Source organism: Pseudomonas sp. PDM14, from assembly GCF_014851905.1.
Classification (GTDB): domain Bacteria; phylum Pseudomonadota; class Gammaproteobacteria; order Pseudomonadales; family Pseudomonadaceae; genus Aquipseudomonas.
The window spans coordinates 1196564-1215970 of sequence record NZ_JACVAQ010000001.1 but is presented as its reverse complement, the minus strand read 5'-3'; the positions used below and the strand labels follow the sequence as shown (position 1 = coordinate 1215970).

Sequence of the window (19407 nt, the reverse complement as noted above, 5' to 3'; positions counted from 1 at the left end):
AACAGGTTATGCGACGTATTGCAGTGATGGGCGCCGCCGGGCGCATGGGCAAGATCCTCATCGAGGCAGTTGGTCAGGCCGAGGGTGCCGGGCTGACCGCGGCGATTGACCGCCCGGACAGCAGTCTGATCGGCGCCGATGCCGGCGAGCTGGCGGCGCTGGGGCGCATTGGTGTGACCCTGTCGAGCGATCTCGCCCAGGTGGCCGACGAGTTCGATGTGCTGATCGATTTCACCCATCCGTCGGTGACGTTGAAGAACCTCGAATTCTGCCGCAAGGCCGGCAAGGCGATGGTCATCGGCACCACCGGCTTTTCGGCCGAGGAAAAACAGCGTCTGGCGGAGGTGGCCAAGGAGATTCCGATCGTCTTCGCGGCCAACTACAGCGTCGGCGTCAATCTGTGCCTGAAACTGCTGGATACCGCGGCGCGCGTGCTGGGTGACGATGTCGATATCGAGATCATCGAGGCGCACCACCGGCACAAGGTGGATGCGCCGTCCGGTACCGCGCTGCGCATGGGCGAGGTAGTGGCCAATGCGCTGGGGCGTGATCTGCAGAAAGTTGCCGTCTACGGGCGTGAAGGCCAGACCGGTGCGCGCGAGCGCGAGACCATCGGGTTTGCGACCGTGCGTGCGGGTGATGTGGTCGGTGATCACACGGTTCTGTTTGCTGCTGATGGCGAGCGCGTGGAGATCACGCACAAGGCGTCGAGCCGCATGACCTTCGCCAAGGGGGCTGTACGCGCGGCGCTCTGGCTGGATGGTCAGGATGCAGGCCTGTATGACATGCAGGATGTCCTAGGGCTGAACTGAAATGCCTGAACGGTCCACCTTGGCTGTGGACCGAAAATGGCTTTTCCTGTAAGCTTCCTGCTTTAGTGTGTCCACTAAAAGTAACGCAGAATGAATCAGATAAAGAAGCGGGGTGACGGTCAATACGTCATCCCGCTTTTTTACAACCTGCGTTTGTGCAAGTTTCAGATCTAAGGGAGGTCTTCTTGACTAAGCCAGCCATACTCGCCCTTGCCGACGGCAGCATTTTCCGCGGTGATGCCATCGGGGCCGACGGCCATACAATCGGTGAGGTCGTGTTCAATACGGCCATGACCGGCTATCAGGAAATCCTTACCGATCCTTCCTATGCCCAGCAAATCGTTACCCTGACCTACCCGCATATCGGCAATACCGGCACCACGCCGGAGGACGCCGAGTCGAACCGCGTCTGGGCCGCCGGCCTGATCATTCGCGACCTGCCGCTGATATCCAGCAACTGGCGCAACAAGCAGCCGCTGGACGAATACCTCAAGGAAAACGGTACCGTCGCCATCGCCGGCATCGATACCCGCCGCCTGACTCGCATCCTGCGTGAGAAAGGGGCGCAGAACGGCTGCATCCTGGTTGGCGACGACGCTACCGAAGAGAAGGCGCTGGAACTGGCGCGAAGCTTCCCCGGCCTCAAGGGCATGGATCTGGCCAAGGAGGTCACCGTCACCGAGCGCTACGAGTGGCGCTCCAGCGTGTGGAATCTGAAGGACGACGCTCACCCGGAAGTCCCGGCTGCCGATCTCAAGTACCACGTGGTTGCCTACGACTACGGCGTCAAGCTGAACATCCTGCGCATGCTGGTCGAGCGCGGCTGCCGCCTGACTGTGGTGCCGGCGCAGACTCCGGCAAGCGACGTGCTGGCGCTGAATCCGGACGGTGTGTTCCTGTCCAACGGTCCGGGCGATCCCGAGCCGTGCGACTACGCGATCCAGGCGATCAAGGATGTGCTGCAGACCGAAATTCCGGTCTTCGGCATCTGCCTTGGTCACCAACTGTTGGCGCTGGCCTCCGGTGCCAAGACCGTGAAGATGGGCCACGGCCATCACGGTGCCAACCACCCGGTGCAGGACCTCGACACCGGCGTGGTGATGATCACCAGCCAGAACCACGGTTTCGCCGTTGACGAGGCCAGTCTGCCCGCCAACCTGCGCGCCACCCACAAGTCGCTGTTCGACGGCACCCTGCAGGGCATCGAGCGCACCGACAAGGAAGCCTTCAGCTTCCAGGGGCACCCGGAGGCGAGCCCGGGCCCGCACGACGTGGCCCCGCTGTTTGACCGCTTCATCGAAGCCATGGCCAAGCGCCGCTAAGCCCCGCCGACTGACCCAAGGATTCGAGTAAGACTCATGCCAAAACGTACAGACATCAAAAGTATCCTGATCCTCGGTGCCGGCCCCATCGTCATCGGCCAGGCCTGCGAGTTCGACTACTCTGGCGCTCAGGCCTGCAAGGCCCTGAAAGAAGAGGGCTATCGCGTCATCCTGGTGAACTCCAACCCGGCCACCATCATGACCGACCCGTCGATGGCCGACGCCACCTACATCGAGCCGATCAAGTGGTCGACCGTGGCTAAGATCATCGAGAAGGAGCGCCCTGATGCGCTGCTGCCGACCATGGGCGGTCAGACCGCGCTGAACTGCGCGCTGGACCTGGAAAAGCATGGCGTGCTGGAGAAGTTCGGCGTCGAGATGATCGGTGCCAACGCCGACACCATCGACAAGGCCGAAGACCGTTCGCGCTTCGACAAGGCGATGAAAGACATCGGCCTGGCCTGCCCGGTTTCCGGCATCGCGCACAACATGGAAGAAGCCTACGGCGTGCTGGAGAAGGTCGGCTTCCCCTGCATCATCCGTCCGTCCTTCACCATGGGTGGCACCGGCGGCGGCATCGCCTACAACCGTGAAGAATTTGAAGAGATCTGCGCCCGTGGCTTGGATCTATCGCCGACCAGCGAGCTGCTGATTGACGAATCGCTGATCGGCTGGAAAGAGTACGAAATGGAGGTAGTCCGCGATAAGAAGGACAACTGCATCATCGTCTGCGCCATCGAGAACTTCGACCCGATGGGTGTGCACACAGGTGACTCGATCACCGTGGCACCGGCTCAGACCCTGACCGACAAGGAATACCAGATCCTGCGTAACGCCTCGCTGGCGGTACTGCGTGAGATCGGCGTGGAAACCGGCGGCTCCAACGTGCAGTTCGGCATCTGCCCGAACACCGGGCGCATGGTTGTGATCGAGATGAACCCGCGCGTGTCGCGTTCCTCGGCCCTGGCCTCCAAGGCCACCGGCTTCCCGATCGCCAAGATCGCCGCCAAGCTGGCTGTGGGTTACACCCTCGACGAGCTGAGTAACGACATCACTGGCGGGCGCACCCCGGCCTCGTTCGAGCCGGCCATCGACTACGTCGTGACCAAGATCCCGCGTTTCGCTTTCGAGAAGTTCCCGAAAGCCGACGCCCGCCTGACCACGCAGATGAAGTCCGTGGGTGAAGTCATGGCCATCGGCCGGACCTTCCAGGAATCCCTGCAGAAAGCTCTGCGCGGTCTGGAAGTCGGCGTTGCCGGTTTCGATCCGAAGCTCGACCTCAACGACCCGGAAGCCGAAAGCACCCTGCGTCGCGAACTGACCGTGCCGAGTGCAGACCGCATCTGGTACGTCGCCGACGCTTTCCGCGCTGGCAAGACCGTCGCGGAAATCTTCGAGCTGACCAGCATCGACGAGTGGTTCCTGGTGCAGATCGAGGACCTGATCAAGGATGAGGAGCGGGTCAAGACCCTCGGCCTATCCAGTATCGACCGCGACGCCATGTACAAGCTCAAGCGCAAGGGTTTCTCCGACGCGCGCCTGGCCAAGCTGCTGGGTGTTACCGAGAAGAACCTGCGTAGCCACCGCCACAAGCTGAAAGTGCTGCCGGTCTACAAGCGCGTCGACACCTGCGCCGCCGAGTTCGCCACCGACACCGCGTACATGTACTCGACCTACGAGGAAGAGTGCGAGGCCAATCCGTCGACCCGCGACAAGATCATGATCCTCGGCGGCGGTCCCAACCGCATCGGTCAGGGCATCGAGTTCGACTACTGCTGCGTGCACGCCGCGCTGGCCATGCGTGAAGACGGTTACGAGACCATCATGGTCAACTGCAACCCGGAAACCGTCTCCACCGACTACGACACTTCCGACCGCCTGTACTTCGAGCCGGTAACCCTGGAAGACGTGCTGGAAATCGTCCGCGTCGAGCAGCCGAAAGGCGTGATCGTGCAGTACGGTGGGCAGACGCCGCTGAAGATCTGTCGCGCCCTGGAAGAAGCCGGTGTGCCGATCATTGGTACCAGCCCGGATGCCATCGACCGCGCCGAAGACCGTGAGCGCTTCCAGCAGATGGTTCAACGCCTGGGCCTGCGCCAGCCGGCCAACGCCACCGCGCGCAGCGAAGACGAAGCCCTGCTGGCCTCGAAGACCATCGGTTATCCGCTGGTGGTGCGCCCGTCCTATGTACTGGGCGGCCGCGCGATGGAAATCGTCTACCAGGAAGACGAGCTCAAGCGCTACATGCGTGAAGCGGTGCAGGTTTCCAACGACAGCCCGGTGCTGCTCGACCACTTCCTCAACTGCGCCATCGAAGTCGACATCGATGCGGTGTGCGACGGCGAGACCGTGGTGATCGGCGCGATCATGCAGCACATCGAACAGGCCGGCGTGCACTCCGGTGACTCCGCCTGCTCGCTGCCGCCGTACTCGCTGCCCAAGCACATCCAGGACGAGATCCGCGAACAGGTCAAGAAGATGGCCTTGGAGCTCGGCGTGGTGGGTTTGATGAACGTACAGATGGCCGTGCAGGGTGAGGACATCTTCGTCATCGAAGTGAACCCGCGCGCCTCGCGTACCGTGCCGTTCGTTTCCAAGTGCGTCGGCGTTTCGCTGGCCAAGGTGGCGGCGCGCGTCATGGCCGGCAAGTCCTTGGCCGAGGCCGGGTACAACGAGGAAATCATCCCGCCGTACTTCAGTGTCAAGGAGGCGGTGTTCCCGTTCGCCAAGTTCCCGGGCGTCGACCCGATTCTCGGCCCGGAGATGAAGTCCACCGGTGAGGTCATGGGTGTTGGCGATACCTTCGGTGAGGCCTTCGCCAAGGCTCAGCTGGGCGCCAGCGAGATCCTGCCGAACTCCGGTTGCGCCTTCATCAGCGTGCGCGAAGACGACAAGCCATTCGTCGAGCAGGTCGCCCGTGATCTGATCGCCCTGGGCTTCGAAGTGGTCGCCACCGCCGGTACTGCGCGCGTGATCGAGGCTGCTGGCCTGCCAGTGCGCCGCGTGAACAAGGTGACTGAGGGTCGTCCGCACGTGGTCGACATGATCAAGAACGACGAAGTCACCTTGATCATCAATACCACCGAAGGTCGTCAGTCCATCGCCGACTCCTACTCCATCCGTCGTAACGCCCTGCAGCACAAGATCTACTGCACCACCACCATCGCGGCGGGGCAGGCGATCTGCGAAGCGCTCAAGTTCGGTCCCGAGAAGACCGTACGCCGGCTGCAGGATCTGCATGCAGGAATCAAGGCATGATCAAATACCCCATGACCGTTCAGGGCGCTCGCGCCCTGGAAGAAGAGCTGGCGCACCTGACCAAAGTCGTGCGCCCCAAGCTCAGCCAGGATATCGGCACCGCGCGTGAGCTGGGTGACCTCAAGGAAAACGCCGAATACCATGCCGCCCGCGAGCAACAGGGCATGGTCGAGGCGCGTATCCGCGATATCGAAGGCCGCATGCAGAATGCCGTGGTGATCGATGTCACCACCATCGCCCATACCGGCAAGGTGATCTTCGGCACGACTGTCGAAATCGCCAACGTCGAGACCGATGAGGCCGTCACCTACCAGATCGTTGGTGAGGACGAGGCGGACATCAAGCTCGGCAAGATTTCCGTCGGCTCGCCGATCGCGCGTGCGCTGGTCGGCAAGAGCGAAGGCGATGTGGTTACAGTGAAAACGCCGAGCGGTTTGGTCGAGTACGAGATTGTCGAAGTCCGCCATCTCTAAGCGGCGCTCGGCCTCGAAAGCCGCCGTCGCCAGTTGGCAACTGGCCCAGACCTTCTGGGTAGGTGGCCTCTGGCTGCTGTACTTCGTCGTGCTGCCGGGGCTGGGCAAGATTGGCCTGGCGGAACTGCTGGTCGAGGAAGTCAGTGCGACGCTCGGCCCGCTGCTGATTGCCTTTGCGGCATTCTGTGCCTGCCTGCAGGTGCTGGTGCTGTTACAGGCGGAAGGCTTGGCGAGTCTGTGGCGAGACCAGCGTGGCCAGCTGCTGCTGGCGGTGCTGGCGTTGTCCGCGGTCTACCTGAGTGTCTGGCAATGGCTGCCGGGAGTGCCGCGCTGGCTGTTGTTCAACTATCTACTGGTGGCGTTCTGCGGTGTGCTGCTGGTGCTGCAGCCGCTGCCGGGGCAGCGGGCGACGCGCTAGGCTCAGGCCTGGTAGCGGTGCAGGTTGGACAAGTTCTTGTTGGCCTTGGGGTTCTTGCGGTACACCAGGGCCATCTTGCCGATGATCTGTACCACTTCGCAGCGGGCGATCTTGCTCAGCTCATCGATCACCGCGCGACGGTCGTCGCGTTCGGTGATGCGAAACTGTACCTTGATCAGTTCGTGATCATTCAGGGCGCGATCCAGCTCGGCCTGTACGCCTTCGGTCAGCCCGTTTTCGGCCACGATCAATACCGGTTTCAGGTGGTGACCGATAGATTTGAATTGTTTCTTCTGTTCGTTGGTAAGCGCCATAATCTGACCCTGCGACTGGGAGGCTGCCGGAAATAGAGCGTGCCGAAGCGGCTGGTCGATGGCTAGGCAATCCGCATGACGCGGCTTCCTCTGGCCTGATCTGGCTTCGTGCGCCGAGGTTCCGGAAGGCTCCTGGGCTGTAAAAGCGGCGTAGTGTACCCGAGCGTGCTCGGGGCCGCCCAATTAAACGCGACCTACTGAGCATGATGAGCTTGCGGCTCTCGTCAAGATCGGTGCCGCTGTTCTCAGTGTAATTTTGCCGTCAAGGCGACCGAAGTAGGCCTTGTGATTCTCGATATCCTCCCCATATGAGGGAATACGAGTCATGAGGTATCTGCTCGCTGCGATCTGCGATGGTTTTGTCTTCTTGGTTGGAACCCCGATCAACAGCAGAGGCAGGTAGGGAGCGTGTGCGGCAGAGGGTGTTTAGGCTGTCTCTATCACCGCCATGAGCAGTGCCCCCTCGCGTGCCGCTTTCGCGGGGCCTAGACTGAAACTGTAAGGCGCTGCGTCGGTCGGAATAGACGGTAGCGGGCTCATAAAGGGTTACAGACGACGCCTGCCAGGTGCGGGCTTGTGTAGTAAGTTACACGGGTATTTCTCCAGCCGTTTTGCGAAGCGCGTTTCAGGACGGGGCTCGCTTCAGAGGGTAGCTAATTGAACGACATGGCAAAGAACCTGATCCTGTGGCTGATCATTGCAGCCGTCCTGGTCACGGTGATGAACAACTTCTCCAGCCCCAGCGAGTCCGGCAAGCTGAACTACTCCGAGTTCATCCAGCAGGTGCAGGAAGGCAAGGTCAAGCAGGTCACCGTCGATGGCTACATCATCAGCGGCAAGAGCCTTGATGGCACGGCGTTCGAGACCGTGCGCCCGGCGATCGAAGATCGCGGTCTGATCAAGGATCTGATGGACAACAACGTCGAGATCGTCGGCAAGCAGCCTGAGCGCCAGAGCATCTGGACCCAGTTGCTGGTTGCCAGCTTCCCGATCCTGGTGATCATCGCCGTGTTCATGTTCTTCATGCGGCAGATGCAAGGTGGTGCGGGTGGCAAGGGCGGGCCGATGAGCTTCGGCAAGAGCAAGGCGCGCCTGCTGTCCGAAGATCAGGTCAAGACCACGCTGGCTGACGTTGCAGGTTGCGACGAGGCCAAGGAAGAGGTTGGCGAGCTGGTCGAGTTCCTGCGTGATCCGGGCAAGTTCCAACGCCTGGGTGGTCGCATCCCGCGTGGCGTACTGATGGTCGGTCCTCCGGGTACCGGTAAGACCCTGTTGGCCAAGGCCATCGCAGGCGAAGCCAAGGTGCCGTTCTTCACCATTTCCGGCTCCGATTTTGTGGAAATGTTCGTCGGCGTTGGTGCCAGCCGCGTGCGCGATATGTTCGAACAGGCGAAGAAGCATGCGCCGTGCATTATTTTCATCGATGAAATCGACGCTGTCGGTCGTCACCGTGGCGCTGGCCTGGGCGGCGGTCATGATGAGCGCGAGCAGACGCTAAACCAGTTGCTGGTCGAGATGGATGGTTTCGAAATGAACGATGGCATCATCGTCATTGCTGCGACCAACCGACCGGATGTGCTGGACCCGGCGCTGCTGCGCCCGGGCCGTTTCGACCGTCAGGTTGTTGTAGGGCTGCCGGACATTCGTGGCCGCGAGCAGATCCTCAAGGTGCACATGCGCAAGGTGCCGATGGGTGACAACGTCGAGCCCGCCGTCATCGCGCGCGGCACGCCGGGGTTCTCTGGTGCTGACCTGGCCAACCTGGTCAACGAGGCGTCTCTGTTCGCTGCTCGTGCCAGCAAGCGTGTAGTGGAGATGAAGGAATTCGAGCTGGCCAAGGACAAGATCATGATGGGCGCCGAGCGCAAATCCATGGTCATGTCGGAAAAGGAAAAGCTCAACACGGCCTACCACGAAGCCGGTCACGCCATCGTTGGGCGCCTGGTGCCCGAGCATGACCCGGTCTACAAGGTCTCGATCATTCCGCGTGGTCGTGCCTTGGGTGTGACCATGTTCCTGCCGGAAGAGGATCGCTACAGTCTGTCCAAGCGTGCGCTGATCAGTCAGATCTGCTCGTTGTTCGGTGGACGTATCGCTGAAGAAATGACCCTTGGTTTCGATGGCGTGACTACGGGGGCTTCCAACGACATCATGCGTGCTACCCGCCTGGCGCGGAACATGGTGACCAAGTGGGGGTTGTCCGAGAAGCTCGGTCCGCTGATGTACGCCGAGGAGGAGGGCGAGGTGTTCCTGGGGCGTAGCGCTGGCAGTCAGCAGGCCAACGTTTCCGGGGAGACTGCCAAGGCTATCGACGAGGAAGTGCGCAGCATCATTGATGGCTGCTACGGTACAGCCAAGCGTCTGCTCGAGGAAAATCGCGACAAGCTGGATGTGATGGCGGGTGCGCTGATGAAGTACGAAACCATCGATGCGGAGCAGATCGACGACATCATGTCTGGTCGCACCCCGCGTGAGCCGCGTGACTGGGAGGGCGGCTCCGGCACGCCGCCGGTGCAGAAGGAAGAAATCGACCGTCCAGAAACACCGATTGGTGGTCCGGCCGGCGAGCACTAAGGTTGTAGCATGACACTCCCGCTGTACCCGACCCGACTGCCATGCGGCAGTCGGGTTCTCGATCTCGCCCATCCGCATGTGATGGGCATTCTCAATGTAACCCCCGATTCTTTTTCCGATGGTGGTCGTTTTGCGGCTCGCGATGCGGCCGTGCGCCATGCCGAGGCGATGGTGGCGGCTGGTGCCACGTTGATTGATATCGGTGGCGAATCTACTCGGCCGGGGGCGCGAGCGGTCTCTCCCGTCGAAGAGTTGGAGCGTGTCGCGCCTGTCGTGGAGGCGATCGTAGCCAATCTGGATGTGGTGATCTCTCTGGATACCTCGACGCCTGCGGTCATGCGCGAGGGCGCGCGACTCGGCGCGGGCCTGATCAACGATGTGCGGGCGCTGCGTCGTGATGGCGCACTCGAGGCGGCGGCGGAAAGTGGCTTACCAGTCTGTCTGATGCATATGCTGGGTGAGCCTGGCGACATGCAAAACAATCCGTGTTATCGCGATGTTGTGGCTGAGGTGCGTGAGTTTCTGGTTGGGCGGATGGCGGCCTGCGAACTGGCGGGCATTCCTGCTGAGCGGGTGGTGCTGGATCCGGGATTTGGTTTCGCCAAGACGCTTGCCCATAATCTCGTGCTCTTCAAACATCTGGAATCGCTGCATGACCTTGGTCGGCCATTGCTGGTCGGGGTTTCGCGCAAGAGTATGATCGGTCAGGCGCTAGGGCGCGAAGTGGGTGATCGGCTATACGGTGGTCTGGCCCTCGCCGCGCTGGCGGTCAGCAAGGGTGCCTCCATCGTGCGTGTGCATGACGTGGCCGAGACGGTCGATGCCGTGCGCATGATTGCGGCTGTGGCGGCTGCCGAATAAGAACTGCGGAGCATTTATGAGCAGAAAGTATTTTGGTACCGACGGTATTCGTGGGTACGTCGGTCAGTTTCCAATCACGCCGGATTTCATGCTCAAGCTGGGTTGGGCGGCGGGCATGGCATTTCGCAAACAGGGCAAATGCCGCATCCTGATCGGCAAGGACACACGCATTTCCGGGTATATGTTCGAGTCGGCGCTGGAGGCGGGGCTGTCGGCCGCTGGCGCGGATGTCATGTTGCTCGGGCCGATGCCGACGCCGGCTATCGCGTATCTGACGCGCACCTTTCAGGCCGATGCTGGTATCGTCATCAGTGCGTCGCACAACCCGCACTATGACAACGGCATCAAGTTCTTTTCGGGGCAGGGCACCAAGCTGCCCGATGAGATTGAATTGATGATCGAGGAGTTGCTTGATCAACCCATGACGGTGGTCGAGTCGGCTCAGTTGGGTAAGGTTTCACGCATCAATGATGCGGCCGGTCGCTACATCGAGTTCTGCAAGAGCAGCGTGCCGACCAGCACCAGCTTCGCTGGTCTAAAGCTGGTGATCGACTGCGCCAACGGCGCCACCTACAAGGTGGCGCCCAGTGTCTTTCGTGAGCTGGGTGCTCAGGTGTCGACGTTGGCCGTGCAGCCCAATGGGCTCAACATCAATCATGACTGCGGCTCGACCCATGTCGAGGCGTTGCAGGCCGAGGTGCTGGCGCAGCAGGCCGATCTGGGTATCGCCTTCGACGGCGATGGTGATCGCGTGCTGATGATTGATCACACGGGTGCGGTGGTTGATGGTGACGAGCTGCTGTTTATCATCGCGCGCGACCTGCAAGCGCGGAATCGCTTGCAGGGCGGGGTGGTTGGTACGTTGATGAGCAACCTCGGGCTTGAGCTTGCGCTGGCGGAGCTGAATATTCCGTTCGTGCGGGCAAGGGTTGGTGATCGTTATGTGATGGCCGAGCTCCAGGCTCGCGAGTGGCAGCTTGGCGGGGAAAATTCCGGCCATGTGGTGTGCTTTCAGCACACCACGACGGGCGATGCGATCATCGCGGCATTGCAGGTGTTGCTGGCGCTCAAGCGTACAGAGCAGTCGCTGGCCGAAGCTCGCCAGGGGCTGCGCAAGTGCCCTCAGGTGCTGATCAATGTGCGCTTCGCCGGTGGTGTCGATCCCGTCGAGCATCCTGCGGTAAAGGATGCTTGCGCGCGTGTTACGGCGAGCATGGCGGGGCGTGGTCGCGTGCTTCTGCGCAAGTCTGGCACCGAGCCGTTGGTTCGTGTGATGGTCGAGGGTGACGACGAGCAACAGGTTCGCGGCTATGCCGAGGAGCTGGCGAAAGTCGTCACCGAAGTGTGTGGTTGATTGGCTTGCCAGTGCGAATGCTCTTGGGTAACATCTGCGCCCACTTTGATCGACGAGGTTCGGCATGCGTCGTCCCCTGGTAGCTGGTAACTGGAAAATGCACGGTACCCGCGCCAGCGTCGCAGAGCTGATCAAAGGTCTGCGCAACCTGGCTTTGCCAAGTGGTGTTGACGTCGCGGTTATCCCGCCTTGTCTCTATATCAATCAGGTAATTCAGGGGCTGGATGGCAAGTCCATTGCTGTCGGTGCTCAGAATTCCGCGGTTGAGCCGATGCAGGGTGCGTTGACTGGCGAGATTGCGTCGAGTCAGCTGGCAGATGCCGGTTGTACGCTGGTGCTGGTTGGCCACTCCGAGCGCCGTCAGATTCTTGGTGAGCGCGATGAGGTGTTGAGTCGCAAGTTTGCGGCGGCCCTGTCGTGTGGTTTGATGCCCGTGCTTTGTGTGGGTGAGACGCTGGGGCAGCGCCAGGCTGGCAAGACCCTTGAGGTCGTTGGTGGTCAGCTCGGTAGCATCATCGAAGAGCTGGGCGTGAGTGCTTTCGCGCAAGCGGTAGTGGCGTACGAGCCGGTCTGGGCCATTGGTACCGGGCTGACAGCTTCGCCAGAGCAGGCGCAGGAAGTGCACGCAGCCATTCGTGCGCAACTGGCGGCAGAAAATGCCGAGGTGGCGCGCGGTGTGCGGATTCTTTATGGCGGTAGCGTGAAAGCCGCTAACGCCGTTGAATTGTTCGGTATGCCGGACATCGATGGGGGGCTCATTGGTGGAGCCTCTCTGAATGCAGATGAGTTCGGTGCGATCTGTCGTGCCGCGGGAAACTGAAAAATGCTGGAAACAGTCGTAGTTGTCGTTCATCTGCTAGTCGCCTTGGGTGTAGTTGCATTCGTGCTTCTGCAGCAGGGTAAAGGCGCTGATGCAGGTGCTTCTTTTGGTGCGGGTGCATCGGCTACCGTTTTCGGTAGTCAAGGTTCCTCTACCTTTATGAGTCGTTTCACTGCTATACTCGCTGCGGTTTTTTTCATTACCAGCTTGGGTTTAGCGTATTTTGCTAAAGAAAAGTCTGATATGCTGACGCAAGCAGGCCTGCCGGATCCGGCGGTGCTTGAAGTGCAAGAAAGCAAGCCTGCCGTCGAAGACGTGCCGGTGCTCGAAGAGCAAAAGCCAGCAGCCAATGGTGCTGATGTGCCGGACGCTGTAGAGCAGAAGTAATACCCGTTTTTGCCGAGGTGGTGGAATTGGTAGACACGCTACCTTGAGGTGGTAGTGGCCATAGGCTGTAGGGGTTCGAGTCCCCTCCTCGGTACCAAATCAAGAAGGCCCGCTCGATGCGGGCTTTCTTGTTGCTGGAGAGTGTTCGGTTGACCCCCTTGGGGCACAGCCGTATACTCTCGGCCCAGCTTTGACGCGGGGTGGAGCAGTCTGGTAGCTCGTCGGGCTCATAACCCGAAGGTCGTTGGTTCAAATCCAGCCCCCGCAACCAGTTGTAGATAAGCCCCTTTTCAGGGGCTTTTTGCTAGCTGGACAGTCCGCCGCCGGCCTTTGGTTGGGTGGCACGATGGATGGGCGTTTCGCCCATTTTTTATTTCTACGGCATGCGCGGAGGGCTTCGGGTGTCGAGCAAGCTAGAACAGTTGCAGGACCTGCTGGCTCCGGTGGTCGAGTCGCTCGGCTACGAGTGCTGGGGGCTAGAGTTCCTGTCCCAAGGGCGGCATTCGCTGCTGCGAATCTATATCGACCATGCCGACGGCATCCTGGTGGAAGACTGCGAAAAGGTCAGTCGCCAGATCAGTGGTGTGCTGGATGTCGAGGATCCGATCGCCAGCGAGTACACGCTCGAAGTGTCGTCTCCCGGCATGGACCGCCCGCTATTCACGCTGGAGCAGTTCGCGGCGCATGGCGGTGAGCAAGTGAAGATCAAGCTGCGTTCGCCCTTCGATGGGCGCCGCAATTTTCAAGGCCTTCTCCGCGGTGTGGAGGAGCAGGATGTGGTGGTGCTGGTTGATGACCACGAATACCTGTTGCCGATCGACCTGATCGACAAGGCCAACATAATCCCCCGTTTTGACTGAAGACGCGGATCCCGCGGGTCCAATGGATTGCGAAAGGCGAGGCGTACGATGAGTAAAGAAGTACTGCTGGTTGTAGAGTCGGTATCCAATGAAAAGGGCGTACCGGCCATTGTGATTTTCGAAGCGCTGGAGCTGGCTCTGGCGACGGCGACCAAGAAGCGTTTTGAGGACGAGGTCGAGTTGCGTGTGGAGATCAATCGCCACACCGGTAACTATGAAACCTTCCGTCGCTGGGCGGTGGTCGAGGACGAGGCGCTGGAAAATCCGGCTGCCGAGCTGACCGTCGAACAGGCTCAGGAGCAACAGCCGGGTGCCAAGGTCGGTGACTTCATCGAAGAGCCGGTCGAGTCGATCGAGTTCGGCCGTATCGCTGCACAGACCGCCAAGCAGGTCATCGTGCAAAAGGTTCGCGAAGCTGAGCGCGCCCAGGTGGTCGACGCTTACCGCGAGCGTGTTGGCGAGATCATCTCCGGCACCGTGAAGAAAGTTACCCGCGACAGCGTCATCGTCGACCTGGGCAACAACGCCGAGGCCCTGCTGGCCCGCGAAGACATCATTCCGCGTGAAACCTTCCGCGTCGGCACGCGCATGCGTGCCCTGCTCAAGGAAATCCGCACCGAGAACCGCGGCCCGCAGCTGATTCTGTCGCGCACCGCGCCGCAGATGCTGATCGAGCTGTTCACCATCGAAGTGCCGGAAATCGCCGAAGGCCTGATCGAAGTGATGGCAGCGTCCCGTGATCCGGGTTCGCGTGCCAAGATCGCGGTCCGCTCCAAGGACAAGCGCATTGACCCGCAGGGCGCGTGCATCGGCATGCGCGGTTCTCGCGTGCAGGCGGTCTCCGGCGAGCTGGGTGGCGAGCGTGTAGACATCGTGCTGTGGGACGAGAACGTCGCCCAGTTCGTGATCAACGCCATGGCCCCGGCTGAAGTGGCGGCGATCATCGTCGACGAAGATACCCACGCCATGGATATCGCCGTTGCCGAAGACAACCTCGCTCAAGCCATCGGTCGCGGCGGCCAGAACGTGCGTCTGGCCAGCCAGCTGACCGGCTGGACCCTGAACGTGATGACCGAGGCCGACATTCAGGCCAAGCAACAGGCTGAAACCGGCGACATCCTGCAGAACTTCATCGACGAGCTGGAAGTTGACGAGGAACTGGCGCAGGTGCTGGTCGAAGAGGGCTTTACCAGCCTGGAAGAAATTGCCTACGTCCCGATGGAAGAGATGCTCAGCATCGACGGCTTCGACGAAGAAATCGTCAACGAGCTGCGTGCACGTGCCAAAGACCGTCTGCTGACCAAAGCAATTGCGAATGAAGAAAAGCTGGCCGATGCGCAGCCTGCCGAAGACCTGCTTTCCCTGGAAGGCATGGACAAGGATCTGGCGCAGGAACTGGCGGTGCGTGGTGTGGTTACCCGCGAAGACCTGGCCGAGCAGTCGATCGACGACTTGCTCGACATAGACGGCATCGACGAAGAGCGTGCCGGCAAGCTGATCATGGCCGCCCGAGCCCATTGGTTCGAGTAAGTTTTACGGCCTGAGGAGAGAGACGCATGACGCAAGTCACGGTGAAAGAACTGGCCCAAGTGGTCGACACACCGGTGGAGCGCCTGCTGCAGCAGATGCGTGAGGCAGGTCTGCCGCACACCAGTGCCGAGCAAGTTGTGACCGACAACGAGAAGCAAGCCCTGCTTGCCCACCTCAAGAGCAGTCACGGCGAGAAACTGGAAGAGCCGCGCAAGATCACCTTGCAACGCAAAACCACTACCACCTTGAAGGTTGCTGGTAGCAAGACCATCAGCGTGGAAGTGCGCAAGAAGAAAACCTACGTCAAGCGCAGCCCTGACGAGATCGAAGCCGAGAAGCAGCGCGAGCTCGAAGAGCAGCGTGCTGCCCAGGAAGCGGCTCGTCTGAAGGCTGAGCAGGAAGCCGCTCGCCGTGCCGAGGAAGAAGCCCGCAAGCAGCCTGCTGCCGCCGGTGGTGCGGCTGAAGCAGTTGCCGCTGTGGAGCCGGCTCCGGTCATCGCTCCGGTCGAGGCCGCTGCGGTCGTCGACCTGGCGGCTGCCGAGCGCAAGAAAGAAGAACAGCGCCGTCCGGAAAAGGCACGCAATGACGATGCCGAACGCCGCGGCGGTGATCGCAAGACCACTCAGCATCGCCCGACCGTCAAGGAAAAGGCACCAGCCCCGCGCGTTGCACCGCGTACCGTCGACGAAGAAACCGATGGTTTCCGTCGCGGTGGCCGTGGCAAGGGCAAGCTGAAGAAGCGTAACCAACATGGGTTCCAGAGCCCAACGGGGCCGATCGTGCGTGATGTAAACATTGGCGAGACCATCACCGTGGCTGACCTGGCTGCACAGATGGCAGTCAAAGGCGCTGAAATCGTCAAGTTCATGTTCAAGCTGGGCACCCCGGTGACCATCAACCAGGTGCTGGACCAGGAAACTGCCCAGCTGATCGCCGAAGAGTTTGGCCACAAGGTCAAGCTGGTCAGCGACAACGCCCTGGAAGAACAACTGGCCGAATCGCTGAAGTTCGAAGGTGAGGCGTTCCACCGTGCACCGGTCGTGACCGTCATGGGCCACGTCGACCACGGTAAGACGTCGCTGCTCGACTACATTCGTCGTGCCAAGGTTGCAGCCGGCGAAGCCGGTGGCATTACCCAGCACATCGGTGCCTACCACGTCGAAACCGACCGTGGCATGGTCACCTTCCTCGATACCCCGGGCCACGCTGCGTTTACCCAGATGCGTGCTCGCGGCGCCAAGGCGACCGACATCGTCATCCTCGTGGTGGCAGCGGACGACGGCGTGATGCCGCAGACCCAGGAAGCCGTGCAGCACGCGAAAGCGGCTGGCGTGCCGATCGTGGTCGCGGTGAACAAGATCGACAAGCCGGGCGCCAACCTGGACAACATCAAGAACGGCCTGGCCGCGCTGGATGTGATTCCGGAAGAGTGGGGTGGTGATACGCCGTTCGTGAACGTCTCGGCGAAAATGGGTACCGGTGTCGACGAACTGCTCGAAGCCGTCCTGCTGCAAGCCGAGGTTCTCGAACTGAAAGCCACCCCGTCGGCTCCTGGCCGTGGTGTGGTGGTCGAGTCCCGTCTGGACAAGGGTCGTGGTCCGGTGGCTACCGTGCTGGTTCAGGACGGTACCCTGCGTCAGGGCGACATGGTCCTGGTCGGCGTCAACTATGGCCGCGTGCGCGCCATGCTTGACGAGAACGGCAAGCCGATCAAGGAAGCCGGTCCGTCGATTCCGGTCGAGATCCTCGGCCTGGACGGTACGCCGGATGCGGGTGACGACATGACCGTGGTCGCCGACGAGAAGAAGGCCCGCGAAGTCGCGCTGTTCCGCCAAGGCAAGTTCCGCGAAGTGAAACTGGCCCGTGCTCATGCCGGCAAGCTGGAAAACATCTTCGAGAACATGGGCCAGGAAGAGAAGAAGACGCTCAACATCGTCCTCAAGTCCGACGTCCGTGGTTCGCTGGAAGCGCTGCAGGGTTCGCTCAGCAGCCTGGGCAACGATGAAGTGCAAGTGCGTGTGGTCGGTGGCGGCGTCGGTGGTATCACCGAGTCCGATGCCAACCTGGCGCTGGCCTCCAACGCGGTGCTGTTCGGCTTCAACGTGCGTGCCGACGCTGGTGCGCGCAAGATCGTCGAGGCCGAAGGTCTGGACATGCGTTATTACAACGTGATCTACGACATCATCGAAGACGTCAAGAAAGCCCTGACCGGCATGCTCGGCAGCGATGTTCGCGAGAACATCCTGGGTGTCGCCGAAGTGCGTGACGTATTCCGTTCGCCGAAGTTTGGCGCGGTCGCCGGTTGCATGGTGATCGAAGGTGTCGTGCACCGTAACCGTCCGATTCGCGTACTGCGCGAAGACGTGGTTATCTTCGAGGGCGAGCTGGAATCGCTGCGTCGCTTCAAGGACGACATGTCCGAAGTCCGTGCCGGCATGGAGTGCGGTATCGGCGTGAAGAGCTACAACGACGTTAAGGTTGGGGACAAGATCGAAGTGTTCGAGAAGGTCCAAGTGGCTCGTTCGCTCTAAGCGCGAGCTGCAACACGCAACGCCCGGCCCCGCAAACGCGCGGCCGGGCGTTTGCCGCTTTTGAACCCGTTGGCGACGCTGGCGGGAGAGGTAGGAAAAATGGCAAAAGACTACAGCCGTACCCAGCGCATCGGTGACCAGATTCAGCGCGAGCTGGCGCAAATGATTCCGCGCGAGGTCAAGGACCCGCGTCTGGGCTTCGTCACCATCACGGCCGTCGACGTCAGTCGCGACGTTGGCCACGCCAAGGTGTTCATCACCGTGATGGGCGAGAACGACGAGGACAAGATCAAGCAGAACCTGCTCGTGCTCAAGGACGCTGCCGGGTTCCTGCGCATGCTGCTGGGCAAGGCAATGAAGTTGCGCAGCGTGCCGGCTCTGCATTTTCACTATGACGAGAGCATTTCCCGCGGTGTGCACCTGTCGGCTCTGATCGAGCGCGCCGTCTCCGAAGACAGCAAGCACCAGGACGATTGAGCGTGGCCCAGGTAAAACGAATTCGCCGCAAGGTTGACGGCATCATCCTGCTCGACAAGCCACACGGCTTCAGCTCCAACGCCGCGTTGCAGAAGGTTCGCTGGCTGCTCAATGCCGAGAAGGCTGGGCACACTGGCAGTCTCGATCCGCTGGCCACCGGTGTACTGCCATTGTGCTTCGGCGAAGCGACCAAGTTCTCCCAGTACCTGCTCGATGCCGACAAGGGCTACGAGACCGTGGCGCAGCTCGGTGTGACCACCACCACCGGCGATGCCGAAGGTGACGTGCTCGAGCGTCGCGAGGTGACCGTCGGTCGGGATGACGTGGAAGCCCTGCTGCCGAACTTCCGTGGTGAAATCAGCCAGATACCGCCGATGTATTCTGCCCTGAAAAAGGACGGCCAGCCGCTGTACAAGCTGGCGCGTGCCGGCGAAGTAGTGGAGCGCGAAGCGCGTTCTGTTACTATTGCGCGCTTGGAATTGCTGGCCCTCGACGAGTCGCAGTTGCGACTGGGCGTGGCCTGCAGCAAAGGCACCTACATTCGTACGCTGGTCGAGGACCTTGGCCAGATGCTCGGTTGTGGGGCCCACGTCGCCCAGTTGCGACGGACCCAGGCCGGCCCCTTCGTTCTGGCGCAGACGGTAACGCTGGCAGAGCTGGAAAAGGCCCACGCCGAAGGTGGCAGCGAAGCGCTCGATCGCTTCCTGCAGCCATCGGACAGCGGTCTGGAACACTGGCCGCTGCTGCAGTTCAGCGAGCACAGCGCCTACTACTGGCTGCATGGTCAACCGGTACGTGCACCGGAAGCGCCGAAGTTCGGCATGGTGCGGGTGCAGGATCACACCGGCCGTTTCATCGGTATCGGTGAAGTGAGCGAAGACGGGCGCATCGCGCCGCGTCGATTGATTCGGTCGGAATGACCGGAACCACAGGCGGATTCGTCGGCCTGTGGACTGTCGCCAGCGGGCTTAACCGTTGTCGATTCGAGGGTGGCTGTTAACAGGCACGGTCATACCTCATTAATTAACTACAGGGAGCAGTCCCTGGCCTGTTCACTCAAGGAGCCCATTACCATGGCACTGAGCGTTGAAGAAAAAGCCCAGATCGTAACCGACTACAAGCAAGCTGAAGGCGATACCGGTAGCCCGGAAGTGCAGGTTGCCCTGCTGACCGCCAACATCAACAAGCTGCAAGGCCACTTCAAGGAAAACGGTAAAGATCACCACTCTCGTCGTGGTCTGATCCGTATGGTTAACCAGCGCCGCAAGCTGCTGGACTACCTGAAGGGTAAAGACGTATCGCGTTACAGCGCCCTGATCGGTCGCCTGGGTCTGCGTCGTTAAGACGTAAACCTGAAGTGAGAAGCTGGAAGTCATGAGTCGCCGTCGGGTCAACCGACTGGGGCTCGTGCTTCCA

Annotated in this window: 17 protein-coding genes and 2 tRNA genes; 18 read left to right on the top strand and 1 reads right to left on the bottom strand. The window is 61.0% G+C overall.

The window, feature by feature from the left end; all coding sequences use genetic code 11:
* Positions 1–8: 8 nt before the first annotated feature.
* The 5 genes from dapB to IB229_RS05745 all read left to right on the top strand — a co-directional run bounded on the left by dapB (position 9) and on the right by IB229_RS05745 (position 6283).
* On the top strand, positions 9–812 hold the full coding sequence (gene dapB, locus IB229_RS05765) for a 4-hydroxy-tetrahydrodipicolinate reductase (RefSeq protein WP_192325838.1): 804 nt from the start codon (positions 9–11) through the stop codon (positions 810–812).
* A 185-nt stretch (positions 813–997) separates the two neighbouring features.
* On the top strand, positions 998–2134 hold the full coding sequence (gene carA, locus IB229_RS05760; protein ID WP_192325835.1) for a glutamine-hydrolyzing carbamoyl-phosphate synthase small subunit: 1137 nt from the start codon (positions 998–1000) through the stop codon (positions 2132–2134).
* 36 nt (positions 2135–2170) lie between these two features.
* Positions 2171–5392 carry a carbamoyl-phosphate synthase large subunit gene (gene carB, locus IB229_RS05755; protein WP_192325833.1) on the top strand — a complete coding sequence of 1074 codons (3222 nt, stop codon included), beginning with the start codon at positions 2171–2173 and terminating at the stop codon, positions 5390–5392.
* Positions 5389–5865 carry a transcription elongation factor GreA gene (greA, locus tag IB229_RS05750; protein ID WP_192325831.1) on the top strand — a complete coding sequence of 159 codons (477 nt, stop codon included), beginning with the start codon at positions 5389–5391 and terminating at the stop codon, positions 5863–5865. The genes carB and greA overlap by 4 nt, the downstream gene beginning before the upstream one ends.
* Positions 5843–6283 (top strand): DUF4149 domain-containing protein, encoded by a 441-nt coding sequence (locus IB229_RS05745; RefSeq protein ID WP_192325829.1) that lies wholly within the window; start codon positions 5843–5845, stop codon positions 6281–6283. The genes greA and IB229_RS05745 overlap by 23 nt, the downstream gene beginning before the upstream one ends.
* A gap of 2 nt (positions 6284–6285) precedes the next feature.
* On the opposite strand, the gene yhbY is transcribed toward IB229_RS05745, so the two are convergent.
* Positions 6286–6597 carry a ribosome assembly RNA-binding protein YhbY gene (yhbY, locus tag IB229_RS05740; protein WP_192325827.1) on the bottom strand — a complete coding sequence of 104 codons (312 nt, stop codon included), beginning with the start codon at positions 6595–6597 and terminating at the stop codon, positions 6286–6288.
* 666 nt (positions 6598–7263) lie between these two features.
* Between yhbY and ftsH the strand changes: the two genes are divergently transcribed.
* The 13 genes from ftsH (at position 7264) to rpsO (ending at position 19334) form a co-directional block, all read left to right on the top strand.
* Complete coding sequence (gene ftsH / locus IB229_RS05735) at positions 7264–9171, top strand: ATP-dependent zinc metalloprotease FtsH (protein ID WP_192325825.1); 1908 nt, start codon at positions 7264–7266, stop codon at positions 9169–9171.
* Between the two features lie 9 nt (positions 9172–9180).
* Positions 9181–10032, top strand: a complete 852-nt coding sequence (gene folP, locus IB229_RS05730; RefSeq protein ID WP_192325823.1) for a dihydropteroate synthase — start codon at positions 9181–9183, stop codon at positions 10030–10032.
* A 16-nt stretch (positions 10033–10048) separates the two neighbouring features.
* On the top strand, positions 10049–11386 hold the full coding sequence (gene glmM, locus IB229_RS05725; RefSeq protein WP_192325821.1) for a phosphoglucosamine mutase: 1338 nt from the start codon (positions 10049–10051) through the stop codon (positions 11384–11386).
* 64 nt (positions 11387–11450) lie between these two features.
* Entirely contained in the window at positions 11451–12206 is a 756-nt protein-coding gene (gene tpiA, locus IB229_RS05720; RefSeq protein WP_192325819.1) for a triose-phosphate isomerase, read from the top strand.
* 3 nt (positions 12207–12209) lie between these two features.
* A complete protein-coding gene (secG, locus tag IB229_RS05715) occupies positions 12210–12593 on the top strand; it encodes a preprotein translocase subunit SecG (RefSeq protein ID WP_192325817.1) in 384 nt (127 codons plus the stop codon).
* An 11-nt stretch (positions 12594–12604) separates the two neighbouring features.
* Positions 12605–12690: transfer RNA gene (locus tag IB229_RS05710), tRNA-Leu, on the top strand.
* 97 nt (positions 12691–12787) lie between these two features.
* Positions 12788–12864, top strand: a tRNA-Met gene (locus IB229_RS05705).
* Between the two features lie 130 nt (positions 12865–12994).
* Entirely contained in the window at positions 12995–13453 is a 459-nt protein-coding gene (gene rimP, locus IB229_RS05700) for a ribosome maturation factor RimP (RefSeq protein WP_192329278.1), read from the top strand.
* Positions 13454–13501: 48 nt separating this feature from the next.
* Positions 13502–14983 carry a transcription termination factor NusA gene (gene nusA, locus IB229_RS05695; protein ID WP_192325815.1) on the top strand — a complete coding sequence of 494 codons (1482 nt, stop codon included), beginning with the start codon at positions 13502–13504 and terminating at the stop codon, positions 14981–14983.
* Between the two features lie 26 nt (positions 14984–15009).
* A complete protein-coding gene (infB, locus tag IB229_RS05690) occupies positions 15010–17514 on the top strand; it encodes a translation initiation factor IF-2 (protein WP_192325813.1) in 2505 nt (834 codons plus the stop codon).
* Between the two features lie 99 nt (positions 17515–17613).
* Positions 17614–17991 carry a 30S ribosome-binding factor RbfA gene (rbfA, locus tag IB229_RS05685; protein WP_192325811.1) on the top strand — a complete coding sequence of 126 codons (378 nt, stop codon included), beginning with the start codon at positions 17614–17616 and terminating at the stop codon, positions 17989–17991.
* 2 nt (positions 17992–17993) lie between these two features.
* Entirely contained in the window at positions 17994–18911 is a 918-nt protein-coding gene (gene truB, locus IB229_RS05680; RefSeq protein ID WP_192325809.1) for a tRNA pseudouridine(55) synthase TruB, read from the top strand.
* Between the two features lie 153 nt (positions 18912–19064).
* Positions 19065–19334, top strand: a complete 270-nt coding sequence (rpsO, locus tag IB229_RS05675; RefSeq protein WP_192325806.1) for a 30S ribosomal protein S15 — start codon at positions 19065–19067, stop codon at positions 19332–19334.
* The last annotated feature ends 73 nt before the right edge of the window (positions 19335–19407 follow it).